This is a genomic window from Nocardia sp. NPDC004711 (genome assembly GCF_053601595.1).
The window spans coordinates 59,863-77,272 of the sequence record NZ_JBSGCB010000048.1 but is presented as its reverse complement, the minus strand read 5'-3'; the positions used below and the strand labels follow the sequence as shown (position 1 = coordinate 77,272).

Sequence of the window (17,410 nt, the reverse complement as noted above, 5' to 3'; positions counted from 1 at the left end):
GCGGCGACCGGGTGGGCGACGTCACCGGTGATGATATTGAGCGGGAACTGGGTGACCAGGCCGCCGTTGTTGTCACGCACCTGGAACTGGCCGTCCTGGGTGGTCAGCGAGCCCGCGTCGGTCTTCAGCACCACCGAAGCGCCGTCGATCTTGGTGTCCCAGTGGATCCCGGGATCGGCGGCGGCCGCGGGATCGGCATAGGCGGTCCCGGCGGAGATGCCGAGGGCCGCGATGGCCAGGGCCGAGGTGGCGGCAAACTTCGTGTAACGCATACTTCTCGTCGCTTTCTTGAACGGGCGCTTCCCTCCTGGGAGCGAGGTCCTCATCGAGCACCCGGATCAAGATAAGTCAGCAAATGTTGCCTACTTGTTGCCAAACCGTAGCGAAGACACTCCTTAAAGTATGTTTTGCGTAAAGACAGCGTTCGCTGAGTCTTTTACAAGTGACCCAGGCAACCTTTCGGCGCATAAAGAGGCCCGCCTCACACGCCCATCGGGGGCGTCGGGGCGGGCCTTTCTGCGCGAGCCGACCACTACTGGTTCGCCGGATCACGTGTATCGATAGCCGATATCACCGACTCCAAACATGGTGAGCCAGGTCACTTTTCAGTGGATCAGCGGCGGAAGCGCTCGCGCAGCTGCGGGTCGTTCTCCCACCACAGTCCGGTGGACACCGGCTCGTCGTCGGCCTCCGTGCCCCGGGTCGCGGTGCGCGATACCGCCTTCCGGCGCGGCCGCGCCGCCTCGGCGGCATCCAGCTCGGCATCGATCTCCCCGGCCCGGCGCTTCTCGTCGGCGGCGAAGGCCCGCATGACGACCAGCGAGTAGATCAGCCCGAGGAGATCGCCGAGCAGCCACAGGATGCCCGCGCCGATGGTCTGGTCCAGGCGCGCGTCCGGACCCCAGGTGCGGCCGAGCGAACCGTAGTAGCCGGCGGCGACCAGCGGCCCCAGCCACAGCACGATGCCGAGGATGCCGTCGGCCAGGGACTCCGCGATGGTGATCAGCAGCGACAGCCCCTGCGTGAAGTGCTTGGGCACCGGATCGATCTGCAGACGCGAGTAGAAGTACAGGAACCCGATGGCCACCACGATGATTCGGGTGACCGCGTCGACGCCCCCGTGCCGCAGCACCGACTCGTACCAGGGCGAGAGGAACAACGCCCAGGGCAGCAGCAGGATCAGCATCGAGGCGGTGGCCGGGTGGGTGAGCAGCCGGGCGACACTGCCGGAGAGCATGGCGTCCAGGCGTTTCCGGCCCGCCGGGCCCAGCGCCGCGCGCAGCACAGTGAACGGCGCACCGGCCGCGAGCGCGAAGGGCACCAGGTAGAGCAGCAGGAGCACCTGCAGCGCGCGCACCCAGAACAACGTGTCGGAGTAGACGCCGATCATGCCGACGCCGGTGTACAGCCACACTCCCAGTCCGGCCAGCCCGAAGTAGAGGGCCCGGCTCACCGGAAGCTGTTCGCCGCGCTGTCTTCCCTTGAGGAAGCAGGCCGCGTACGCGAGTCCCAGGAGCGCGATGACCAGCACGGTCGAGGTGTCCCACCGCCAGGAGCTCACCAAACTGCTCACCTGCAGCGGTGTTCGGGTCTGTAGCACGGGACCCAGTATGCGCCGTGCCGCCGCGGGGGACGGCACGGCTCCCAGGAAGGCGTTGCGCGGCTAGCGGGAGACCAGGCGGCGGTAGGTCACGGTGTCGAATTCGCGCCCGTGCTCGTCGACCGCGACGACGTCCATCTCGCTGGAGAACACACCGGGCCGCACATCCACGCGAATGAGCGAGTAGCGGCTGAACCGCACCCGCGACCAGGCGACGGCCTCCTTGCCCTCCTTGCCGTCGGAGCCCCACAGGGTGCTCTCCGGCACGAAGGTGTCGGGCTGCTCGTTGCCGCGGTAGGTGTCGCCCGCGGCGAAGGTGCCGTGCGCCGCGCCGCCGCCGCCGACCACGTAGTAGACGGTGCCGTCGGTGTCGGGGTAGACGATCGAGTTGTCGGGTGCGACCTTGGTCGGCCGCCCGCCGCGCATCGGGTCGGTGCGCTCGAAGTTGTGATTGTGGCCCTGCAGCACCAGATCGACCCGGTACTTGTCGAACAGGTCGGCCCAGGCCCCGCGCACGCCGCCGTCGCTGGCGCCGCCGATGCCGGTGGCGTAGGCGCACTCGTGGAAGAAGCAGACGATGAAGTCGATGCTCGGGTTCGCGCGGTAGCCGGCCAGGGTGGATTCCACCCAACTGTGCTGTGCGCCACCGGAATAGCCGAGATTGGCGCGGACCTGCCAGCTCACCTCGTTGGCATCCAGCGACAGCACCGCCACATTGCCGTAGGTGAAGGAGTACACCGACGGGCAGCCCGTGGGCCCGTTGTCCGGAAAGTCCATGCGCGCCATCAGGCCGCCGTAGCCGTGATTGCCGTAGACGGCTTCCATGTCGTGGTTGCCGGTGGCGAACATCCAGGGCACGTGGCCCGCGCTGCTCTCGATGGCCTGCAGGTAGGTGTCCCACACGAACGGGTTGTAGGCGTCGATGGCGTCGGTGTCGGCTTTGCCATTGGGCACGAACCAGTCCGGGCCGCCGCCGTGGGAGGTGTCGGCGTAGCAGATGTCGCCGGCCAGAATGTGGAATTCCGGGTTGCTGGCGACGATCTGGCGCTGGATGTTCTCGGCATTGCGGGAGCTGGGGGCGTCACCCTCGCCGTACCTGTTGCGGTACGCGCCCGCCGGCATGCCCGCGGGCAGTGCCGGGGTGTCGTCGACGCCCTGGTCGCCCATCATGGTGAAGCGGAACGGCAGCAGCGCGGCGCGTGAGCTCGGCATGGCGGTGTTCGCGGAGAGCACGTCGCTGCTGTAGCCATCGGCGGTGCGCCAGCGGTAGAAGTGCGGCAGGCGGCCGGGCAGTCCGTCGACGGGGGCGTGGACGTAGAACTGTTCGGCCGACAGCACTCCCCCGTCGGTGCGCGGGAGCTGGGTGACCAGGTTGCGGACCTCGGCCTCGAGGGTGCCGCCGAGGGCGGGGGTCGGGCCGTGGTCGAGGAAGACCTTGGTGGCGCCCGGGTTTCGCGACAGCTGGGCCGAGAAGCGCAGCTGGCTGGCCGCGTCCGTGCCGTACCCGACGCGGCGGCCGCCGACGGTCAGCGGGGCATCGTCGGCGTAGGCGACGCCGCGGCCGCCGAAGGCGGAGCCGAGTCCGGCGGCCATGGCCGCGGCGGCGCTGCCCCGCAGGAAGGTACGCCGGCTCACGCGATGCCGTTTCAAATACGAACGGTGCCAGTCGTATTGCTCGTCCATCGTCATCTGCGCGGCGAGCTGTGCCGGAATGCCCGTGCGGGGCACCGTGCCTAGGGGATTCAGCATCGAGAAAACCTTGTCACCGTGAGTCCGTTTGCGCGGTCATCAAAACGCCGCAAGCTTACGGACTCGCGACATGGCGGTGAACACAGGACGATTCGCGCGGCGAGCCGCCGGAATCAGGCGGGCAGCGCGATGTGCGGGTCGGTCGAGCGGTACGGCTCGGCGCGCGGGCCGGTGGCGAATCCGCGCAGCACGGTGGCGACGGCATGGTCGATGGCCGCCTCGCGATGGGCGGGCTCGGCGTCGGCCAGCGGGCCGTCGATGATCAGGCTCGCCAGTCCGTGTACGGCCGCCCATGCGGTGAACTCCGCGCCGGGACGCTGACGCGGATCCATGAATCCCGTCGCGACCAGGGCGTCGATTCCGGTCCCGATGAGCTGGAAGATGGGATCCTCGAGCACCTCTTTGTTCACGTCGACATCGCTGCCGCAGAACGCGGTCCGGAACAGCCCGCGCTCCCGCTCGGCGTACTCGATGTAGGCGCGCCCGGCGGTGGCCAGCCGGGCGATCGCGGTCGCGGTCGGATCAGCTTGCGCCGGAACGTTTTTCATCGCGCTGTCGAGGGCCTCGAACAGGGCTTCCTCGGCCTGCTCGCGCACCGCGGCGAGCAGTTCCTCGTGACCGTTGAAGTGGCGGTAGGCCGCGGTGGCGGTGACGCCGACCGCCCGGGCGGCGGCGCGGACGGTGACCGCGGTGGGCCCGCCGATCTCGGCGAGCTGCGCGGAGGCGCTCACCAGGGCATTGCGCAGGTCCCCGTGGTGGTAGGGACCCTCGCGTGCGGGCTTCTTCGCCACATCGTCGGTGATGTCCACGACATTGATGTTGACACCTGTACAGATCGCGAGGCAAGTTAACACCCACAAAGTTCACGCCCGTCAACATCAACTCGCACGCCTCCGAGAGGAATCACCGATGAGCGCTTTACTGGGCCGGATCGGCGACTTCGCCTTCCGGCGCCGTGGCCTGGTCGTCTCGATCTGGGCCATCCTGCTGATCGCCGTCGTCGGCGGTGCCGCGCTCGCGGGCGGCCGCCTCGACGACCGCTTCACCGTGCCCGGGGCCGAGTCCCAGCGGACGCTGGACACCCTGTCCGAGACCGCGCCCGACGCGGCGGGAGCCAACGCGCAACTGGTCTTCACCGCACCCGAGGGACACCTCATCACCGAGGCGCCCTATCGCACGGCGATCCAGCGCACCCTCGAGGTCGCCGGAACCGCGCCGGGAGCGATCGGGGTGACCACGCCCCAGCAGGGGGGAGCCGTCTCGCCGGACCAGCGCACCGCGATCGGTGTCGTGCACTTCGACGGCGACCGGTCCAAGGTGACCAGCGCCGCCCGGGACGCGGTCGAACGGTCGGGCGAGACCGCGCGCGAGGCCGGGCTGGACGTGTCGGTCGGCGGCTCCGCGTACGGGGCCGGGCAAATGCAGCCGGGCGTCACCGAGATCCTCGGGCTCGGGGTGGCGGTGCTGGTCCTGCTGATCACGTTCGGTTCGCTGATGGCGGCCGGAATGCCGATCCTGTCAGCGGTTTTCGGCATCGCGGTCACGGTGGGCGGGCTGTCCGCCCTGAGCGCGGCGGTGCCGGTGTCGTCGACCGCGCTGACGCTGGCGCTCATGCTGGGCCTGGCGGTCGGGATCGACTACGCGCTGTTCATCCTGTCCCGGCACCGGTCCCAGCTGGCCGCCGGGCTGACGCCCCGGGAATCGGCGCGGCGGGCCAATGAGACCGCCGGCAGCGCAGTCGTTTTCGCGGGTACGACGGTGATCATCGCGCTGGCCGCGCTGAGCGTGATCGGCATTCCGTTCCTGACCGTCATGGGGCTGGCCGCCTCCGGCGCGGTGCTGATCGCGGTGGCGGTGGCGCTCACACTGCTGCCCGCGCTGGCCGGATTCGCCGGCGCCCGGCTGACGCCGCGGGCGGGCTCGCGCGCCCACCGGCGGGCCACCGCCACCGGAGCCGACAGCATGGGCGCGCGCTGGGCACGGCTGGTCACCGCGCGGCCGCTCGTCACCGTGGTGGCCGTGGCCGGGGCGCTGATCCTGCTGGCCCTGCCCGCCGCCTCGCTGCGAATGGCTCTGCCCGACAATGGTTCCGCCGCCGCGGCGACGGGTCAGCGGCAGGCCTACGACACCATTGCCGAGAAGTTCGGTCCCGGCTTCAACGGCCCGCTGGTGGTGGTCGTGGACGCGCCGAACGGCGACACCCGCGCTGCCGCGACGGTCGCCGACACGGTGCGCGGACTGCCCGACGTCACGTATGTCGCACCGCCGCAGCCGACCCAGCGGGCAGGCCAGTCGCTGATCATGGTGATTCCGGCCAGCGCGCCGGAGTCGCAGCAGACCACCGATCTGGTCCACGCCATCCGCGATCGGGCGCCCGGCGCGGTCCCCGGGGCCGAGGTGGCCGTCACCGGCGATACCGCGGTCACCATCGATGTCTCGCAACGGCTTTCCGCGTCCCTGGTGCCGTTCCTGGGCATCGTGGTCGGCCTGAGCCTGGTGCTGCTGGTCCTGGTGTTCCGGTCGATCGCGGTACCGATGAAGGCGGCAGTCACCTTCCTGCTGTCGGTCGCGGCGGCGCTGGGCACCACGGTCGCGGTCTTCCAATGGGGTTGGGCCGCGGACCTGTTCGGCGTCTCGAAGGTCGGGCCGGTGGTGAGCTTCCTGCCGATCATCCTGGTGGGCGTGCTGTTCGGGCTGGCCATGGACTACCAGGTGTTCCTGGTGTCCGGGATTCGCGAACAGTGGCTGCACCGCCGCGACGCCGGGGCGTCGATCATCGAGGGCACCCGCCACAACGCCCGGGTGGTGACGGCCGCGGCGACGATCATGGTGGCGGTCTTCGCCTCCTTCGTCCCCACCGACGACGCCATGATCAAGCCGATCGCCTTCGCCCTGGCGGTGGGTGTGCTGGTGGACGCGTTCGCGGTCCGGCTGACGCTGGTCCCCGCGGTGCTGGCCCTGCTCGGCCGCCGGGCGTGGTGGCTGCCCGGCCGCCTGGATCGGGTGCTGCCGACGCTGAATATCGAAGGGCCGCTGGAGGACAGCGAGCCGGAGCCGCAGCGCGAACTGGCCGCGGTCTGAGCCGGGTGACGCCCGAAACCGATTGGGCTCAATCGGTTTCGGGCGTCATCAGTCCCTGGTGGGTCGCCTCGTACTCGGTCTCGAAGGCCCGCTCGCGGCGACGTTCGCGCAGCTTCCACCCGATCAGCGCGAGCACGATGATGGCGACGACACCGATGGCCAGGTCCCGGCCGACCGTCTTGGCCACCGCCTCGTAGGACTGCCCGGCCACGAAGCCGAGCACCACGAACGTGGTGCCCCAGACGATTCCGCCGGCGGCATTGAACAGCAGGAAGCGCCGGTAGGGCATGCGCGAGGTGCCCGCCAGCGCGGGCATCATGGCCCGGAAGAACGCGGTGAACCGGCCGAGGAACACCGCCCAGCCGCCGCGCCGGGCCAGATAGTCCTGGGCGCGGTCGAGGCGGCCGCGATGCCGGTCCAGCATCGAGGCCTGCAGCAGCCGCGGGCCCACGTGCTTGCCGACCTCGTAGCCGACGCTGTCGCCGAGGATGGCGGCGGCCACCACCAGCAGGATCATCAGCCACAGCAGCACATGTCCCTGGCTGGCTGCCACACCGCCGAGCACCGCCGCCGTCTCACCGGGGATCACGAAGCCGACGAAGATCGCGTCCTCGGCGAACACCAGCAGGGTGACGACCAGGTACACCCAGATCGGCGCGATATCCAATATCCGGTGCAGCAGCGAATTCATGTCCGCCACGGTACCCAGGCCGCTCGACCCGGGTGCTCGGGACGCTCAGCTCGCGGACGCCGCCACCCGAGCCTGTTCGGGACGCCGCCGCAGCAGCGCCCACAGGCCCAGCGCACAGCCCGCCGCGATCGCGAGGGCCGCCCAGCCGGGTGCGAACGAGGTGAAATCGGCTATGGTGCACGGCTTTCCAGGGTCGATCAGCAGGCAGTGCCCGCGCCGGGTGTAGTCGCGCAGCGCGAGCACCGGTGTGGGCACGTAGATCAGGGCGATGCCCAGCACCCGGGTAGAGGCGTAGCGCGGGGCGACCGCGCCGAAGCAGTAGCCGGTCAGCAGGGCGAGCAGCGCGTGTCCGAGCATGGTGAGGGCGACGGGATGCCCGGCCGCGACAGTCAGCACCGCGTAGCCGGACAGGCCGATGATGCCGACCGCCGCGACCCGCACACCGGGCCAGCGGATCCCCGCGACCAGCCCGCCGGCGACCAGCACCACGAGGCCCGGGATCGACCATCCCGGAAGGCCTGCCACGAGGACAGCGCTGCCCGTCCCGACGAGCGCCACCGCGAGCAGCACCTGGACGCCGTCCCGCCTGGGCAGCATGAACGCGGTGAGCAGGGCCCCCACCGCCGTGGCCGCGGCCGTCACCGCGATTGCGAGCGGGCTGTCGCCGTGGCGGGCCAGCACCCCACACCCGACCAGGCTGACGCCGATCATGAACGCGCCCGCGATGATCGGGACGATGGGCAGCTGGACCGTAGGCGTTTCCGCTGGATGCCCGCCCGGCTCGCGCAGGAACCGGAGTCCGATGACGAGCAGGGCCAGCGCGATCAGCCACAGCGGGGGCGAGTCGATGGCGGGCCAGTTCTGTGGGAAATGCGGATCGGCGAGCTTGGCCTGGGCTTGCGGGATGAGGTCATGGGCGACCACGCCGCCGATCGCGCCCAGCAGCCACGCCGGCGTCGCCCAGGTGTACCGAGATTCGACCCGGGAGCGGGACAGCACCCCGGCTCCCGAACCGCCGAGGATGAGCCCGCCGGCAATGGAATCCAGGAAGTTCAGCGTGGCCAGCGAGGTGCCGAGCACGGCATGTCGTCCCAGCAGGTGGACGACGAACAGCAGCGCCGCCCCGCCCAGCGCCACACCCCAGCGCAGGCTCTGCCCGCCCAGCGCGGTGGACATTACCGCGATCACGATCGCGACCAGCGCCCCCGCCGCAATCGCCTGCGGCATGCTGAAGACCAGCAGTTCCAGGTGCAGCGCCGAACTGCGGGAGGTCCACGCGAAGTCGATGGGCACCATGAGCGACAGCCCGGCGACGAGCGCCGCCAGGAACGCGGTGCCCGCCTCGATGGCGTCGCGGCCGCCCCGGATCCTCATCGGGATCCGGTGGACCGAGATCCGTCCAGCCGCTGACCAGCACTCATGGCGCCAGATTAGCAATCATCACGCTATCGATCCGGGAGGTCGGCGGCCGCGTCCCCCCACCTGCGATTCGCACACTCCGGGCCGGTGAGCATGCTGGATACCATGCGGCGGGCGGAATCCCGTCAGGCCCAGTGCGCGAGGACCATCGCCATCGTGGCGAGCCCCACCGCCGCCACACCCGCGGACACCAGGAGCAGCAGCGGCCCGGTGCCGCGATGCGCGCCGCGGTGCAGACTTCGGCTGCGCGCCATGGCGATTGCCGCCACCAGCATCATGACCACGGCCGCGCTCAGCGGCAGCAGACCGGTCGGCCGCCAGTCGATCCCGCCCTCGGCGGCCACCTTCGTGAACAGTGCGGCATTGGCGATGGCGGAGATGGCGGTGCGCCGCCAGGCCAGCGCGGTGCGCTCGGTCGCCAGTCCGGGATCGCGGGCGATCGCCGGCGTACTCACAGGCTGAGCACGCCGACCACGGCGATCGCGGAGATCAGCGCGACACCGGCCGCGAGTACCGGGATCAGCGCATTGCCCGGCAGCCGCTCGCCCGCCCGCATGGCCCGTTCCACCTTTCGCCACTGCGCGTACGCCCCGACCGCGAGCACCACCGCCAGCACGATGGCCGACATGGCGATGGCCGCGCGTACGCCGTGCATGCGGAAGCCTTCGACCAGCGTGTGAACGGCGACGCCGCCCGCGAGCAGGCCCAGCGCGGTGCGGATCCAGGCCAGGAAGGTGCGTTCGTTCGCGAGGGTGAATCGGTAGTCGAGTTCGGTCTGCTCTTCGGAAGCCACCCCTCCAAGTTATTGCGCAATAACTGCAATAGCAGCACAGTGTGAGCACTCGGACAGGCCGGTGACCGGCCATGGCCGGCGCGAGTCAGCGCACTCGGCTCGCCGGATCCTCCGCAAGGAAGGCGTCGAGAACCTTCGCGGTGGCCTCGGCGGGGATGCCGTGATCCGCGCCGCCCGGCACCTCCACATAGCGGGCGCGGGCGAGTTCGGCGGGCAGCGCCCGGGCGGCGGAGCGGACGCCGGGCCAGGATTCGGGGCTGCTGATCACGAGGGTCGCGAGGTCGAGGCGGGCCATGGCGGGGGTCGGCAGGTTGGGCGGGCGGCAGATGGCGGCGTCGTAGACCACCGTCTGGGCGATGGCTTCCAGGTGCGGCCAGACCGATGAGTGATTCACCTGCTCGACCACGTCCGGCGGCAGGCCGATGCCCTCGAGCTGCATCAGTTCCACGGCCGCGCCGGGTTCACCGCGTGCGATGAGGTCGGCGAGGCGTTCCGGCAGCCGCCGCCGCGCGCGCCGATCTGCTGCGCCGCTCGGGCCGCGATGAGGCCGCGGCACGCGAATACCGGGCCGCGCTCGATCTCACCGCGAACGAGGCCGAGCGCGCCTACCTGCGCCGCCGGCTCGGCGAGGTCGGAGGCTGATTCAGCCGGCCGGGTCGGCGGGCGCCTGTTCGATCGGGAAGAGGATGGGGCTCAACAGGTATTGGTCGCGCCCGGGACCGGGCTGGTTGGCCAGGCGCGGCAGGATCGCTGCACGCAGCTCCGCGATCAGCTGCTCGAGTTCGTCACGGCTCAGCCAGAGCGCGTGCTGGCGGAAACCGACGAGATCGGCTGCCGGATCCGCGTTCTCGCCGTCGAGGTAGGCATTGAATTCGGCGACGAGCACGGCCATCGCGAGGGCGAAGACCGGACGGTAGCCGTCGGCGGGCAGTGCGGCGGCGGCCTCGGCGCTGATGGCCGCGTTCTCCTGACGCAGCCGGTAGCGACGCTCGACCGCGCCGCGCACCCGCCGCTCTTCCGCGACCTCGAGAATGCCGGCGGCGGTGAGGGCGTCGACATGGCGGTACACGGTCGCTTTCGAGGTGTCCGGCAGGCGGGCGCAGAGGTCGCCGGTGGTCAGGGTGCGGTCGCCGCGCAGGGCGTGCACGATACGCAGCCGCGCCGGATGCGCCAGCAGCTCGAAGGTCTCCACTTCCCAACCTTCTCATAGCCTGCTACCTTTCTCAATCATAAGAATGGTTGCACTGATTGAGAGAGGTTCGGGGACATGACCGTTGACATCGATCCCGAGACCGTGGCCGCCACCGTGGCCGACCTGCTGCGGAACGAACGATTCGACGAGCTGGCGGAGCTGTTCGCGCCGCGACTGGCGGCCGTGGTGTCCACGGAGACCGTCCGGACCGGGTGGACCGGCGAGATCGCCAGGATCGGCGCGGTCCGGTCGGCCGGCGCCGCGGTCACCCGGCCCGCTGCCGACGGGCTGACGTCGGTGCAGGTGCCGGTCACCTGCGAGCGGGGTGCGCTCGCGGTACACCTGGCGGTGGACGCGGCGGGCCGGCTGCACGGGCTCCGGCTCGCCGCACCGGCCGAATCCGGCTGGACGCCACCGGATTACGCGGCACCGCGCCGATTCCGCGAACGGGACGTCACCCTCGGTGCGGGCGCTACCGCGGTATCCGCCACGCTGACCCTGCCGGTCGGGAGCGGAACCGGGCCCGCCGTGGTGCTGGTGGCCTCCGGGCCTGCCGACCGGGACCTCACCACCGGACCCAACAAACCGTTCAAGGACCTGGCGTGGGGACTCGCCAGTCGCGGTGTCGCCGTGCTGCGCTTCGACAAATTGACCCACGCGCACAGCGAATTCGAGAGTGCGGCGGGGTTCACCATGGTCGAGGAGTACCTGCCGCATGCCCTGGCGGCGGTCGAGGTGCTGCGCCGGGAGCCCGGGGTCGACTCGGCCCGGATCTTCGTGGCCGGGCACAGCGGCGGCGGCAAGGCCGCGCCGCGCATCGCGGCCGCCGACCAGGGCATTGCCGGGGTGGCGGTGCTGGCCGGGGATACCGTGCCACTGCCGCGGTCGATCCTGCGCGCGCTGCGGCACATCGCGACGGTCGAGCCCGAGCAGGACATCGGCGAGTTGCTGGAGAGCATGCGTGCCCGGGCGGCTCGGACCGAAAGTCCCACGCTGTCAACCGAAACCCCGGCCGCGGAGCTGTTGTTCAACTGGCCCGCATCGTATTGGCTGGACCTGCGGGACTACGACCAGGTCGCCACCGCCGCCGCCTTGGACAGACCCATCCTGCTCATCCAGGGTGGCCGCGACTATCAGGTCACCGCCGACGAGGACCTGGCGCTGTGGGAGGCCGGGCTGGCCGGGCGACCCGACGTCACCATTCGTGTCCACCCCACGGTCGACCACATGCTCTGCTCCGGTACCGGACCATCCACACCCAGCGGCTACCTGCGACCGCACCATGTCGATCCGGCGGTGATCAGCGATATCGCCGACTGGCTCGGCGCGGAACCCGTCCGGCCGCGCCTGGGCGAGCGCTGGAAACGCTTGCGCGGCACCGCCTCTCGAGCCACCATCAGCGGATGAAAATGAGACATGTTGCAGTGTTGACGGCGAGCGCGGCGGCCGCGCTCGGTATCGCCTCCGGAAGCGCGGGCGCGGCACCCATGTACACCCGCGACACCGCCATCGCGCTCGCCTATCTCGACGCGCTGGTCAGCCACGACGCGTCGGCGGTGCCGTTCGCGCCGGATGCGACCCGGGTCGAAGCGGGCCTGCAGACTGGCTTCTCGGGGCCGCAGCTCACCTACGACCTCGAGCACGGGCCGCAGTATTCGCTCGTGCAGCGCTTCTACAACCTGCGCCTGACCGAGGCGGACGGTGTGGTGACGGCGCGGTATCTGCTGGATTCCGGCGTCGCGCGGGTGCGGCTGGTGACGGTGGACATCACCGAAACCTTCGCGATCAGTGACGGTCTCATCCACACCATCGACGCCACCATCGTGCCGGTCGGCTAGCTCACCCGGGGGCGGCGCATGAGCAGCAGCGGCCGTCCCGTCGACACCAGCCAGTACTCGAAGGCGTTGAGGCCGGCCAGGATCGCGGTCGTCGCGGCCAGCGTCGCGATCTGCGGTAGCAGCGGCGCGGCGGCGGTCAGGACCGCCAGCGCCAGCGCGGTGACGAACCGGCCGAGGGTGGCCGCGCCGAACATGCGCCAGCGGGTGAACAGGAAGGTGGTCACGTACAGGGTGGCGCCCAGCGGCAGCAGATATCCGGTCACGCTGTGCGCCACCGCGGTCGGATGCTCGACCATGGTGCGCGCGCCCACCGCCACCAGCACCAGGCCGATCACCAGCAGCAGGTGCCCGTAGCTGAGCACATCCCGCACGACCGTGCCGCGCACCTGGTTGGTGCGCAGCGAATGCTCGACCGCGGCGAAGCCGTAGGCGAAGTACAGCCACCACAGACCGCAGCCGAGCACGAAGATCAGCACCACCGCGATCCAGGCCACCACGCCCAGATGTGCGTCCGCCGCTTGGGAACCCACCGAGGCGACGGTCTCGCCGAGCGCGATGATGACGAAGGTGGCGAAGCGTTCGGGCAGATGGGTCGCACCGAACTGGACCTTCTCCAGGCGGCGCGCCAGCAGCGCCGGACCGCCGAAGGCCAGTGCCACCGCGATGATCCAGAGCCCGTTGCGCATTCCGCCCGCGGGCGCCAGTGCGGCCACCACCAGGAGCACCGCCGCCGCCAGGGTCACCGTGAACGGATTGAGCCAGTTCCCGAAGGTCCCCGCCGACGAGAACGCCCGCTTGTGCTGCATCTCGCCCCACAGCAGCAGCCGCAGTGCCAGGTGCGCGCCGGCCAGCAGCAGCGGTTGCGCGTGCCCGGTGAACGCGTGTGGCGCGGTGATCGCGATGACGAACATGCACAATCCGCAGGCGAACAGGAATATCCGCTGCTGGTTGGAATCCTCCACCCCGTGCACGGCCAGCGTGGTCCCCACCCACGACCACCACATGATGCCCAGCAGCAGCACCGTCTGCCCGACCGCGCCCCAGCTCTGCCCCGCCACCGCCACGTGCGCGGCCTGCGTCACCGCGAACACCAGCACCAGATCGAAGAACAACTCGGCCCAACTGGCCCGCTCGTGCGCCTCGTGTAGAGGTTCAGTCACACCCGTAAATCCCTGCCTAGCTCCGCATCCGGCGGGTTCACTCTAGATCGTCTGGGCGGCATCGGCTTCCGTCAGGGCGCGGAGGAAGGCGGGTGGGACCTCGGGCCAGTCGGGGCGCCAGCGGCCGGCGGCCTGGTCGGCGGCGAGGGCGGCGAGGGTGGCGACGACGTGCGGGCCGCCGTCGAGGATGTAGCGGACCGAGCCGTGTTCGGCGCACTGGGCGGTGACGGTGGCGAGCAGGGTCTTGGCGGCGTCGGTGCGGCCGGTGGCGGCCAGGCAGGCGACCAGCAGACGGCGGGCCTTCAGGAGTTCGCGGGGGCGGCGGACGGCTTCGAGCTCGTCGACCCATTCCTGGGCCCAGGTGCGGGCCAGTTCCCGGGATTCGGTGGCGGATTCGGCCAGCAGCAGGCGGATGGCGGTGAATTCCTCGTACAGGACGGTGAATTCGTCGATGGGGTCGATCGGGGTGCGGCGGTGGGCGTGGTCGACCACCGCGAGCGGGCCGAAGTCGGGGTGCGGCGGCAGGCCCAGGCGCAGCCGCTCGTTCTCGACCTCGGCGCGCAGACGGGGCAGCGACATCGAATCGGCCACGCGCGCACCCTCGTTCAGGCGGCGGATGGCGGCGGCGCGGTCGCCGCGCAGCGCCTTCACCCGGGCGCCGACCACATAGCGGGCCAGTTTGAAGTCGACGACACCGGCATCGGCGCCGAGTTTGTAACCCTCGTCGAGCAGGCGCTCCGCCTCGGCGACCTCGCCACGCTCGTAGAGCAGTTCACCGAGCAGCGATCCGGCCAGGCGAGCCCCATAGGAGTGGCTGCCACCGGATTGCTTGGCGATCTTCAGGGCGCTGCGGAAGTACTCCTCGGCACGCGGAATGTCGAGTTGCAGGCTGGCGGCCAGGCCCAGAAAGCACAGGCCGTGAACATTGTTGTAATAGCCCTTGTTCCGGCGCACGTACGGGGCCGACCACTCCTGGATGCGGGTCGCCTCCTCGAAGTCGTAGCGGTAACCCGCGGCGAAACTCGCGCAGTTGGCACCGATGGCCACCACATACGGTGAGAGCTCGTCGGCCATCGCGAAACACGGTGCGAGCCAATCCTCCACCGCGGTCAGCACATCCGCGCGGACCGTCACCACCGCGTGCACCACACCCGCTTCGGCGCGCAGCCGGGTCGTGGTCCGCGGGTCGAGACCGCCGCGCTCGAGCGTCTGCTCCGCCAGGGACAGCGCGCGTTCGGCCGGACCGGCCCGGTGCAGCAGGATGTTCGCCCACGCCAGATCCAGTTGCAGCCGCGGATGGGATTCGATGACGGCCGGCGGCAGCTTGTTCACCAGGCCGATGAGGCTGGCCATCTGGCCGTATTCGAGCAGCGACATGCCGTCGCGCTCCACGATTTCGACCGCACGCTGCTCGTCACCGGCCAGCAGGGCGTGGTCGACCGCCTCGCTCACGTGCCGGTGCCCGGCGAACCACTCCGAGGCCGCGCGATGCAGGCGGTCGATCTCCGCCGGCCGACCGTGTTCGAGCCGCTGCCGCAGGAAGTCCTGGAACAGCTGGTGGTAGCGGAACCACGGGCCGCCGTCGACCCGGCGCAGGAACAGGTCCTGCTGCTCGATCCGTTCCAGCAGGGCCTGCCCGTCGGGCACGCCGGTGAGCGCGGCGGCCAGCTCGCCGCAGGTGCGTTCGGTGACCGAGGTCGCCACCATGAAGTCGAGTACACCGGGTTCCAGGGCCTCCAGCACGTTCTCGGCGAGGAATTCGCCGATGGCGTGATGACGTCCGGTGAGCTGCCCGATCAGCTGCCCGGGATCGTCACTGCCGCGCAGCGACAGCGCCGCCAGTTGCAGTGCCGCGACCCAGCCGCCGGTGGATTCGGTGAGGTCCGCCACGTCGTCGCGGTCCAGCTCCAGCCCGCCCAGCTCGACCAGCAGGGCATAGGCCTCGCCGGCGGTGAATCGCAGTGCGGCGGTGTCGATTTCCACCAGTTCGTCGCGGGCGCGCATGGAGGTCATGGGCAGGCCGGTCTGGTGGCGGCTGGTCACCAGCATGCGCAGCACCGGACTGCAGCTCTCGATCAGGAAGCGCAGCGCGGCCTGGGTATTCGGGTCGCTCACGCGATGCCAGTCGTCGATGACCACGGTCAGCGGCTCACCGCGCTGGTCGATGTCGTTGATGAGCGAGGTCAGGACGAAGCGCCCGGCCTCGTCGCCGTGTTCCTCGAGGAGTTCGCCCAGTTCGCGCGCCAGGGCGGGCCGGACCGCGCGCACCGCCTCGATCAGGTGGGAGAGGAACCACACCACATTGTCGTCGTCGTTGTCGACGGTCAGCCAGGCCACCGATCCCCCGGCGGCGGTGACCGCCGCACACCATTGCGCGGCGAGGGTGGTCTTGCCGAAACCGGTGGGGCCGTGGACGACCGCGAGCCGGCGGTCGCTGCCCGAGCGCAGCGCGTCGAGCAGGCGCGGGCGGTCCACCAGGACCCGGGTGAGGGTGGGCGGGCGCAGCCGGGTGGCCGGGACCGGCGGCGTGGCAGTGGTGATGCGGGAGCGCCGGCGCCCGGCCTGGGGCGGGGTGGTGCGGCCGACGGTCCGGGCCCGGTCCGTCGGCGGTGGCGGTTCCGCGGCGGGCGCCGGAATCGGTATGTCGTCGGGTGGCAGCCCGTGCCGTTGCTGGATATCCCGCAGCGCCGCACCGAATTCGGCGGCGGAGCCGGGGCGTTGGGAGCGCTCGCGCGACATGGCCGTCTCGATCGCCCCGGTGAGGTCGGCGGGCAGGCCCTCCCCGGTCAGGTCCGGCATCGGATGCCTGGTGATCCGCACGAACTGTGCGACCAGCTGTTCCCCGCTGCGCCGTTCGAACACCGCGTGCCCGGTGGCCGCGCAGAACAGGGTCGCCGCCAGGCTGTAGACGTCGGCGGTCACATCCGGGGCCTGCCCCTGCAGCACCTCCGGCGCGGTGTAGGCGGGCGACCCGGTGATCGTGCCCGCCGCCGTCTCGAATCCGCCTGTCAGCCGCGCGATTCCGAAATCGGCGAGCTGCGGCTCCCCGTACTCGGTGAGCAGGATGTTCCCGGGCTTCACATCCCGGTGCAGCAGTCCCCGCCGATGCGCCGTCTCCAACGCCCCCGACAGCCGGACCCCGAGATGCAGCACCTCCGGCCATTCGACCGGACCGCCCTGCTGTATCCGGGTATCGAGCGACCCGTGCGCGTGGAACGGCATCACGATGTACGGCCGCCCGGTGTCGGTGGACCCGACCTCGAACACCGTCACGATGTTCGGATGCCCCGAGAGCTTCCCCATGGCGAGCTGCTCGCGCACAAACCGTTCCAGGCTCTCGGATTCCAGGTCCGCGGTCAGTACCTTGATGGCCACGGTTCGCCCCAGCGCGTGCTGAAAACAGCGGTACACCACGCCGAATCCCCCGCGCCCCACCTCGACCGGCTCCCCGAACCCGGCAGCCGCCAGTTCCGCCGCGAACCCGAGAGTCTCTTCGCGGCGCGTGGAAAACGGATCGGCATGCGGCACAGCGACCCCGATACGAGAACGAGCCAGTCACCCCGAGCATAAGCCGATCACCGCCACCGCGCGCCGATCTCCGCCCGCGTGAATCTGCGCCGCGCATCGGTCAGCCAGTCGGGCCGTTCCCGCCGCAGCCGCAGCACCTCCCCGACGGTCCAGCCGCAACCCAGTTCCGGCAGGTCCCCGACCGCGATGTTCAACCGCGCGGCCGCGGCCGCGCGCTTCAAGGGCGTTGCCGCCGAGGCATTTCGATTCCGCTTCGTTGTCATGGTCGTCCATGCTGGGGACGGTCCATGCGGTACCGCGGCGGTTCGGCGACTTCGCACCCCTCGGTGGTTCAGCGCGCCCGGAAGAAGTCCGCGGAG

The 17,410-nt window shown here is 70.5% G+C and carries 15 protein-coding genes and 1 pseudogene; 3 read left to right on the top strand and 13 right to left on the bottom strand.

Translation table 11 applies throughout. The annotated features are described in order from the left end of the window. From ACWEKS_RS36815 to ACWEKS_RS36800, 4 genes and pseudogenes are all read right to left on the bottom strand, one after another. Window positions 1–272: pseudogene (locus ACWEKS_RS36815) on the bottom strand (hypothetical protein); the annotation flags it as partial. A 341-nt stretch (window positions 273–613) separates the two neighbouring features. Then, on the bottom strand, window positions 614–1,600 hold the full coding sequence (locus tag ACWEKS_RS36810; RefSeq protein WP_452344369.1) for a cytochrome c oxidase assembly protein: 987 nt from the start codon (window positions 1,598–1,600) through the stop codon (window positions 614–616). 63 nt (window positions 1,601–1,663) lie between these two features. Further along, entirely contained in the window at window positions 1,664–3,349 is a 1,686-nt protein-coding gene (locus ACWEKS_RS36805) for a metallophosphoesterase (protein ID WP_452344368.1), read from the bottom strand. A 113-nt stretch (window positions 3,350–3,462) separates the two neighbouring features. Next, window positions 3,463–4,158: a TetR/AcrR family transcriptional regulator gene (locus ACWEKS_RS36800; protein WP_452344367.1), complete on the bottom strand. Its 696-nt coding sequence runs from the start codon at window positions 4,156–4,158 to the stop codon at window positions 3,463–3,465. A gap of 100 nt (window positions 4,159–4,258) precedes the next feature. Here ACWEKS_RS36800 and ACWEKS_RS36795 point away from each other — a divergent pair, with 100 nt between their 5' ends. After that, window positions 4,259–6,430: an MMPL family transporter gene (locus tag ACWEKS_RS36795; protein ID WP_452344366.1), complete on the top strand. Its 2,172-nt coding sequence runs from the start codon at window positions 4,259–4,261 to the stop codon at window positions 6,428–6,430. A gap of 28 nt (window positions 6,431–6,458) precedes the next feature. On the opposite strand, the gene ACWEKS_RS36790 is transcribed toward ACWEKS_RS36795, so the two are convergent. From ACWEKS_RS36790 to ACWEKS_RS36765, 6 genes are all read right to left on the bottom strand, one after another. Then, entirely contained in the window at window positions 6,459–7,121 is a 663-nt protein-coding gene (locus tag ACWEKS_RS36790) for a DedA family protein (RefSeq protein ID WP_452344365.1), read from the bottom strand. Window positions 7,122–7,166: 45 nt separating this feature from the next. Continuing rightward, the gene (locus ACWEKS_RS36785; RefSeq protein ID WP_452344364.1) at window positions 7,167–8,495 is read right to left on the bottom strand and encodes a hypothetical protein; all 1,329 of its coding nucleotides are present in this window, start codon (window positions 8,493–8,495) and stop codon (window positions 7,167–7,169) included. 170 nt (window positions 8,496–8,665) lie between these two features. Continuing rightward, on the bottom strand, window positions 8,666–8,995 hold the full coding sequence (locus ACWEKS_RS36780) for a DUF202 domain-containing protein (RefSeq protein ID WP_452344363.1): 330 nt from the start codon (window positions 8,993–8,995) through the stop codon (window positions 8,666–8,668). Further along, on the bottom strand, window positions 8,992–9,333 hold the full coding sequence (locus ACWEKS_RS36775; RefSeq protein WP_452344362.1) for a YidH family protein: 342 nt from the start codon (window positions 9,331–9,333) through the stop codon (window positions 8,992–8,994). The genes ACWEKS_RS36780 and ACWEKS_RS36775 overlap by 4 nt, the downstream gene beginning before the upstream one ends. An 85-nt stretch (window positions 9,334–9,418) precedes the next feature. Then, a complete protein-coding gene (locus ACWEKS_RS36770) occupies window positions 9,419–9,889 on the bottom strand; it encodes a hypothetical protein (RefSeq protein ID WP_452344361.1) in 471 nt (156 codons plus the stop codon). An 87-nt stretch (window positions 9,890–9,976) separates the two neighbouring features. Then, on the bottom strand, window positions 9,977–10,525 hold the full coding sequence (locus tag ACWEKS_RS36765) for a helix-turn-helix domain-containing protein (protein WP_452344360.1): 549 nt from the start codon (window positions 10,523–10,525) through the stop codon (window positions 9,977–9,979). Window positions 10,526–10,600: 75 nt separating this feature from the next. On the opposite strand from ACWEKS_RS36765, the gene ACWEKS_RS36760 reads away from it, so the two are divergent. After that, the gene (locus ACWEKS_RS36760; RefSeq protein ID WP_452344359.1) at window positions 10,601–11,932 is read left to right on the top strand and encodes a hypothetical protein; all 1,332 of its coding nucleotides are present in this window, start codon (window positions 10,601–10,603) and stop codon (window positions 11,930–11,932) included. 2 nt (window positions 11,933–11,934) lie between these two features. Beyond that, window positions 11,935–12,363, top strand: a complete 429-nt coding sequence (locus ACWEKS_RS36755; RefSeq protein WP_452344358.1) for a hypothetical protein — start codon at window positions 11,935–11,937, stop codon at window positions 12,361–12,363. Here ACWEKS_RS36755 and ACWEKS_RS36750 read toward each other — a convergent pair. The 3 genes from ACWEKS_RS36750 to ACWEKS_RS36740 are packed head-to-tail and all read right to left on the bottom strand — an operon-like array spanning window position 12,360 to window position 17,314. Next, on the bottom strand, window positions 12,360–13,523 hold the full coding sequence (locus ACWEKS_RS36750) for a low temperature requirement protein A (protein WP_452344357.1): 1,164 nt from the start codon (window positions 13,521–13,523) through the stop codon (window positions 12,360–12,362). The genes ACWEKS_RS36755 and ACWEKS_RS36750 overlap by 4 nt on opposite strands. A gap of 42 nt (window positions 13,524–13,565) precedes the next feature. Continuing rightward, window positions 13,566–17,051 (bottom strand): protein kinase domain-containing protein, encoded by a 3,486-nt coding sequence (locus ACWEKS_RS36745; protein WP_452344356.1) that lies wholly within the window; start codon window positions 17,049–17,051, stop codon window positions 13,566–13,568. Window positions 17,052–17,098: 47 nt separating this feature from the next. After that, window positions 17,099–17,314, bottom strand: a complete 216-nt coding sequence (locus ACWEKS_RS36740) for a hypothetical protein (RefSeq protein ID WP_452344355.1) — start codon at window positions 17,312–17,314, stop codon at window positions 17,099–17,101. Window positions 17,315–17,410: the final 96 nt, after the last annotated feature.

Bases quoted from the DNA above. Each gene is read 5' to 3' on its own strand.
- ACWEKS_RS36740 (WP_452344355.1), bottom strand. From the start codon at position 17,314: ATGACAACGAAGCGGAATCGAAATGCCTCGGCGGCAACGCCCTTGAAG.
- ACWEKS_RS36805 (WP_452344368.1), bottom strand. From the start codon at position 3,349: ATGCTGAATCCCCTAGGCACGGTGCCCCGCACGGGCATTCCGGCACAG.
- ACWEKS_RS36755 (WP_452344358.1), top strand. From the start codon at position 11,935: ATGAGACATGTTGCAGTGTTGACGGCGAGCGCGGCGGCCGCGCTCGGT.
- ACWEKS_RS36785 (WP_452344364.1), bottom strand. From the start codon at position 8,495: ATGAGGATCCGGGGCGGCCGCGACGCCATCGAGGCGGGCACCGCGTTC.
- ACWEKS_RS36790 (WP_452344365.1), bottom strand. From the start codon at position 7,121: ATGAATTCGCTGCTGCACCGGATATTGGATATCGCGCCGATCTGGGTG.
- ACWEKS_RS36760 (WP_452344359.1), top strand. From the start codon at position 10,601: ATGACCGTTGACATCGATCCCGAGACCGTGGCCGCCACCGTGGCCGAC.
- ACWEKS_RS36795 (WP_452344366.1), top strand. From the start codon at position 4,259: ATGAGCGCTTTACTGGGCCGGATCGGCGACTTCGCCTTCCGGCGCCGT.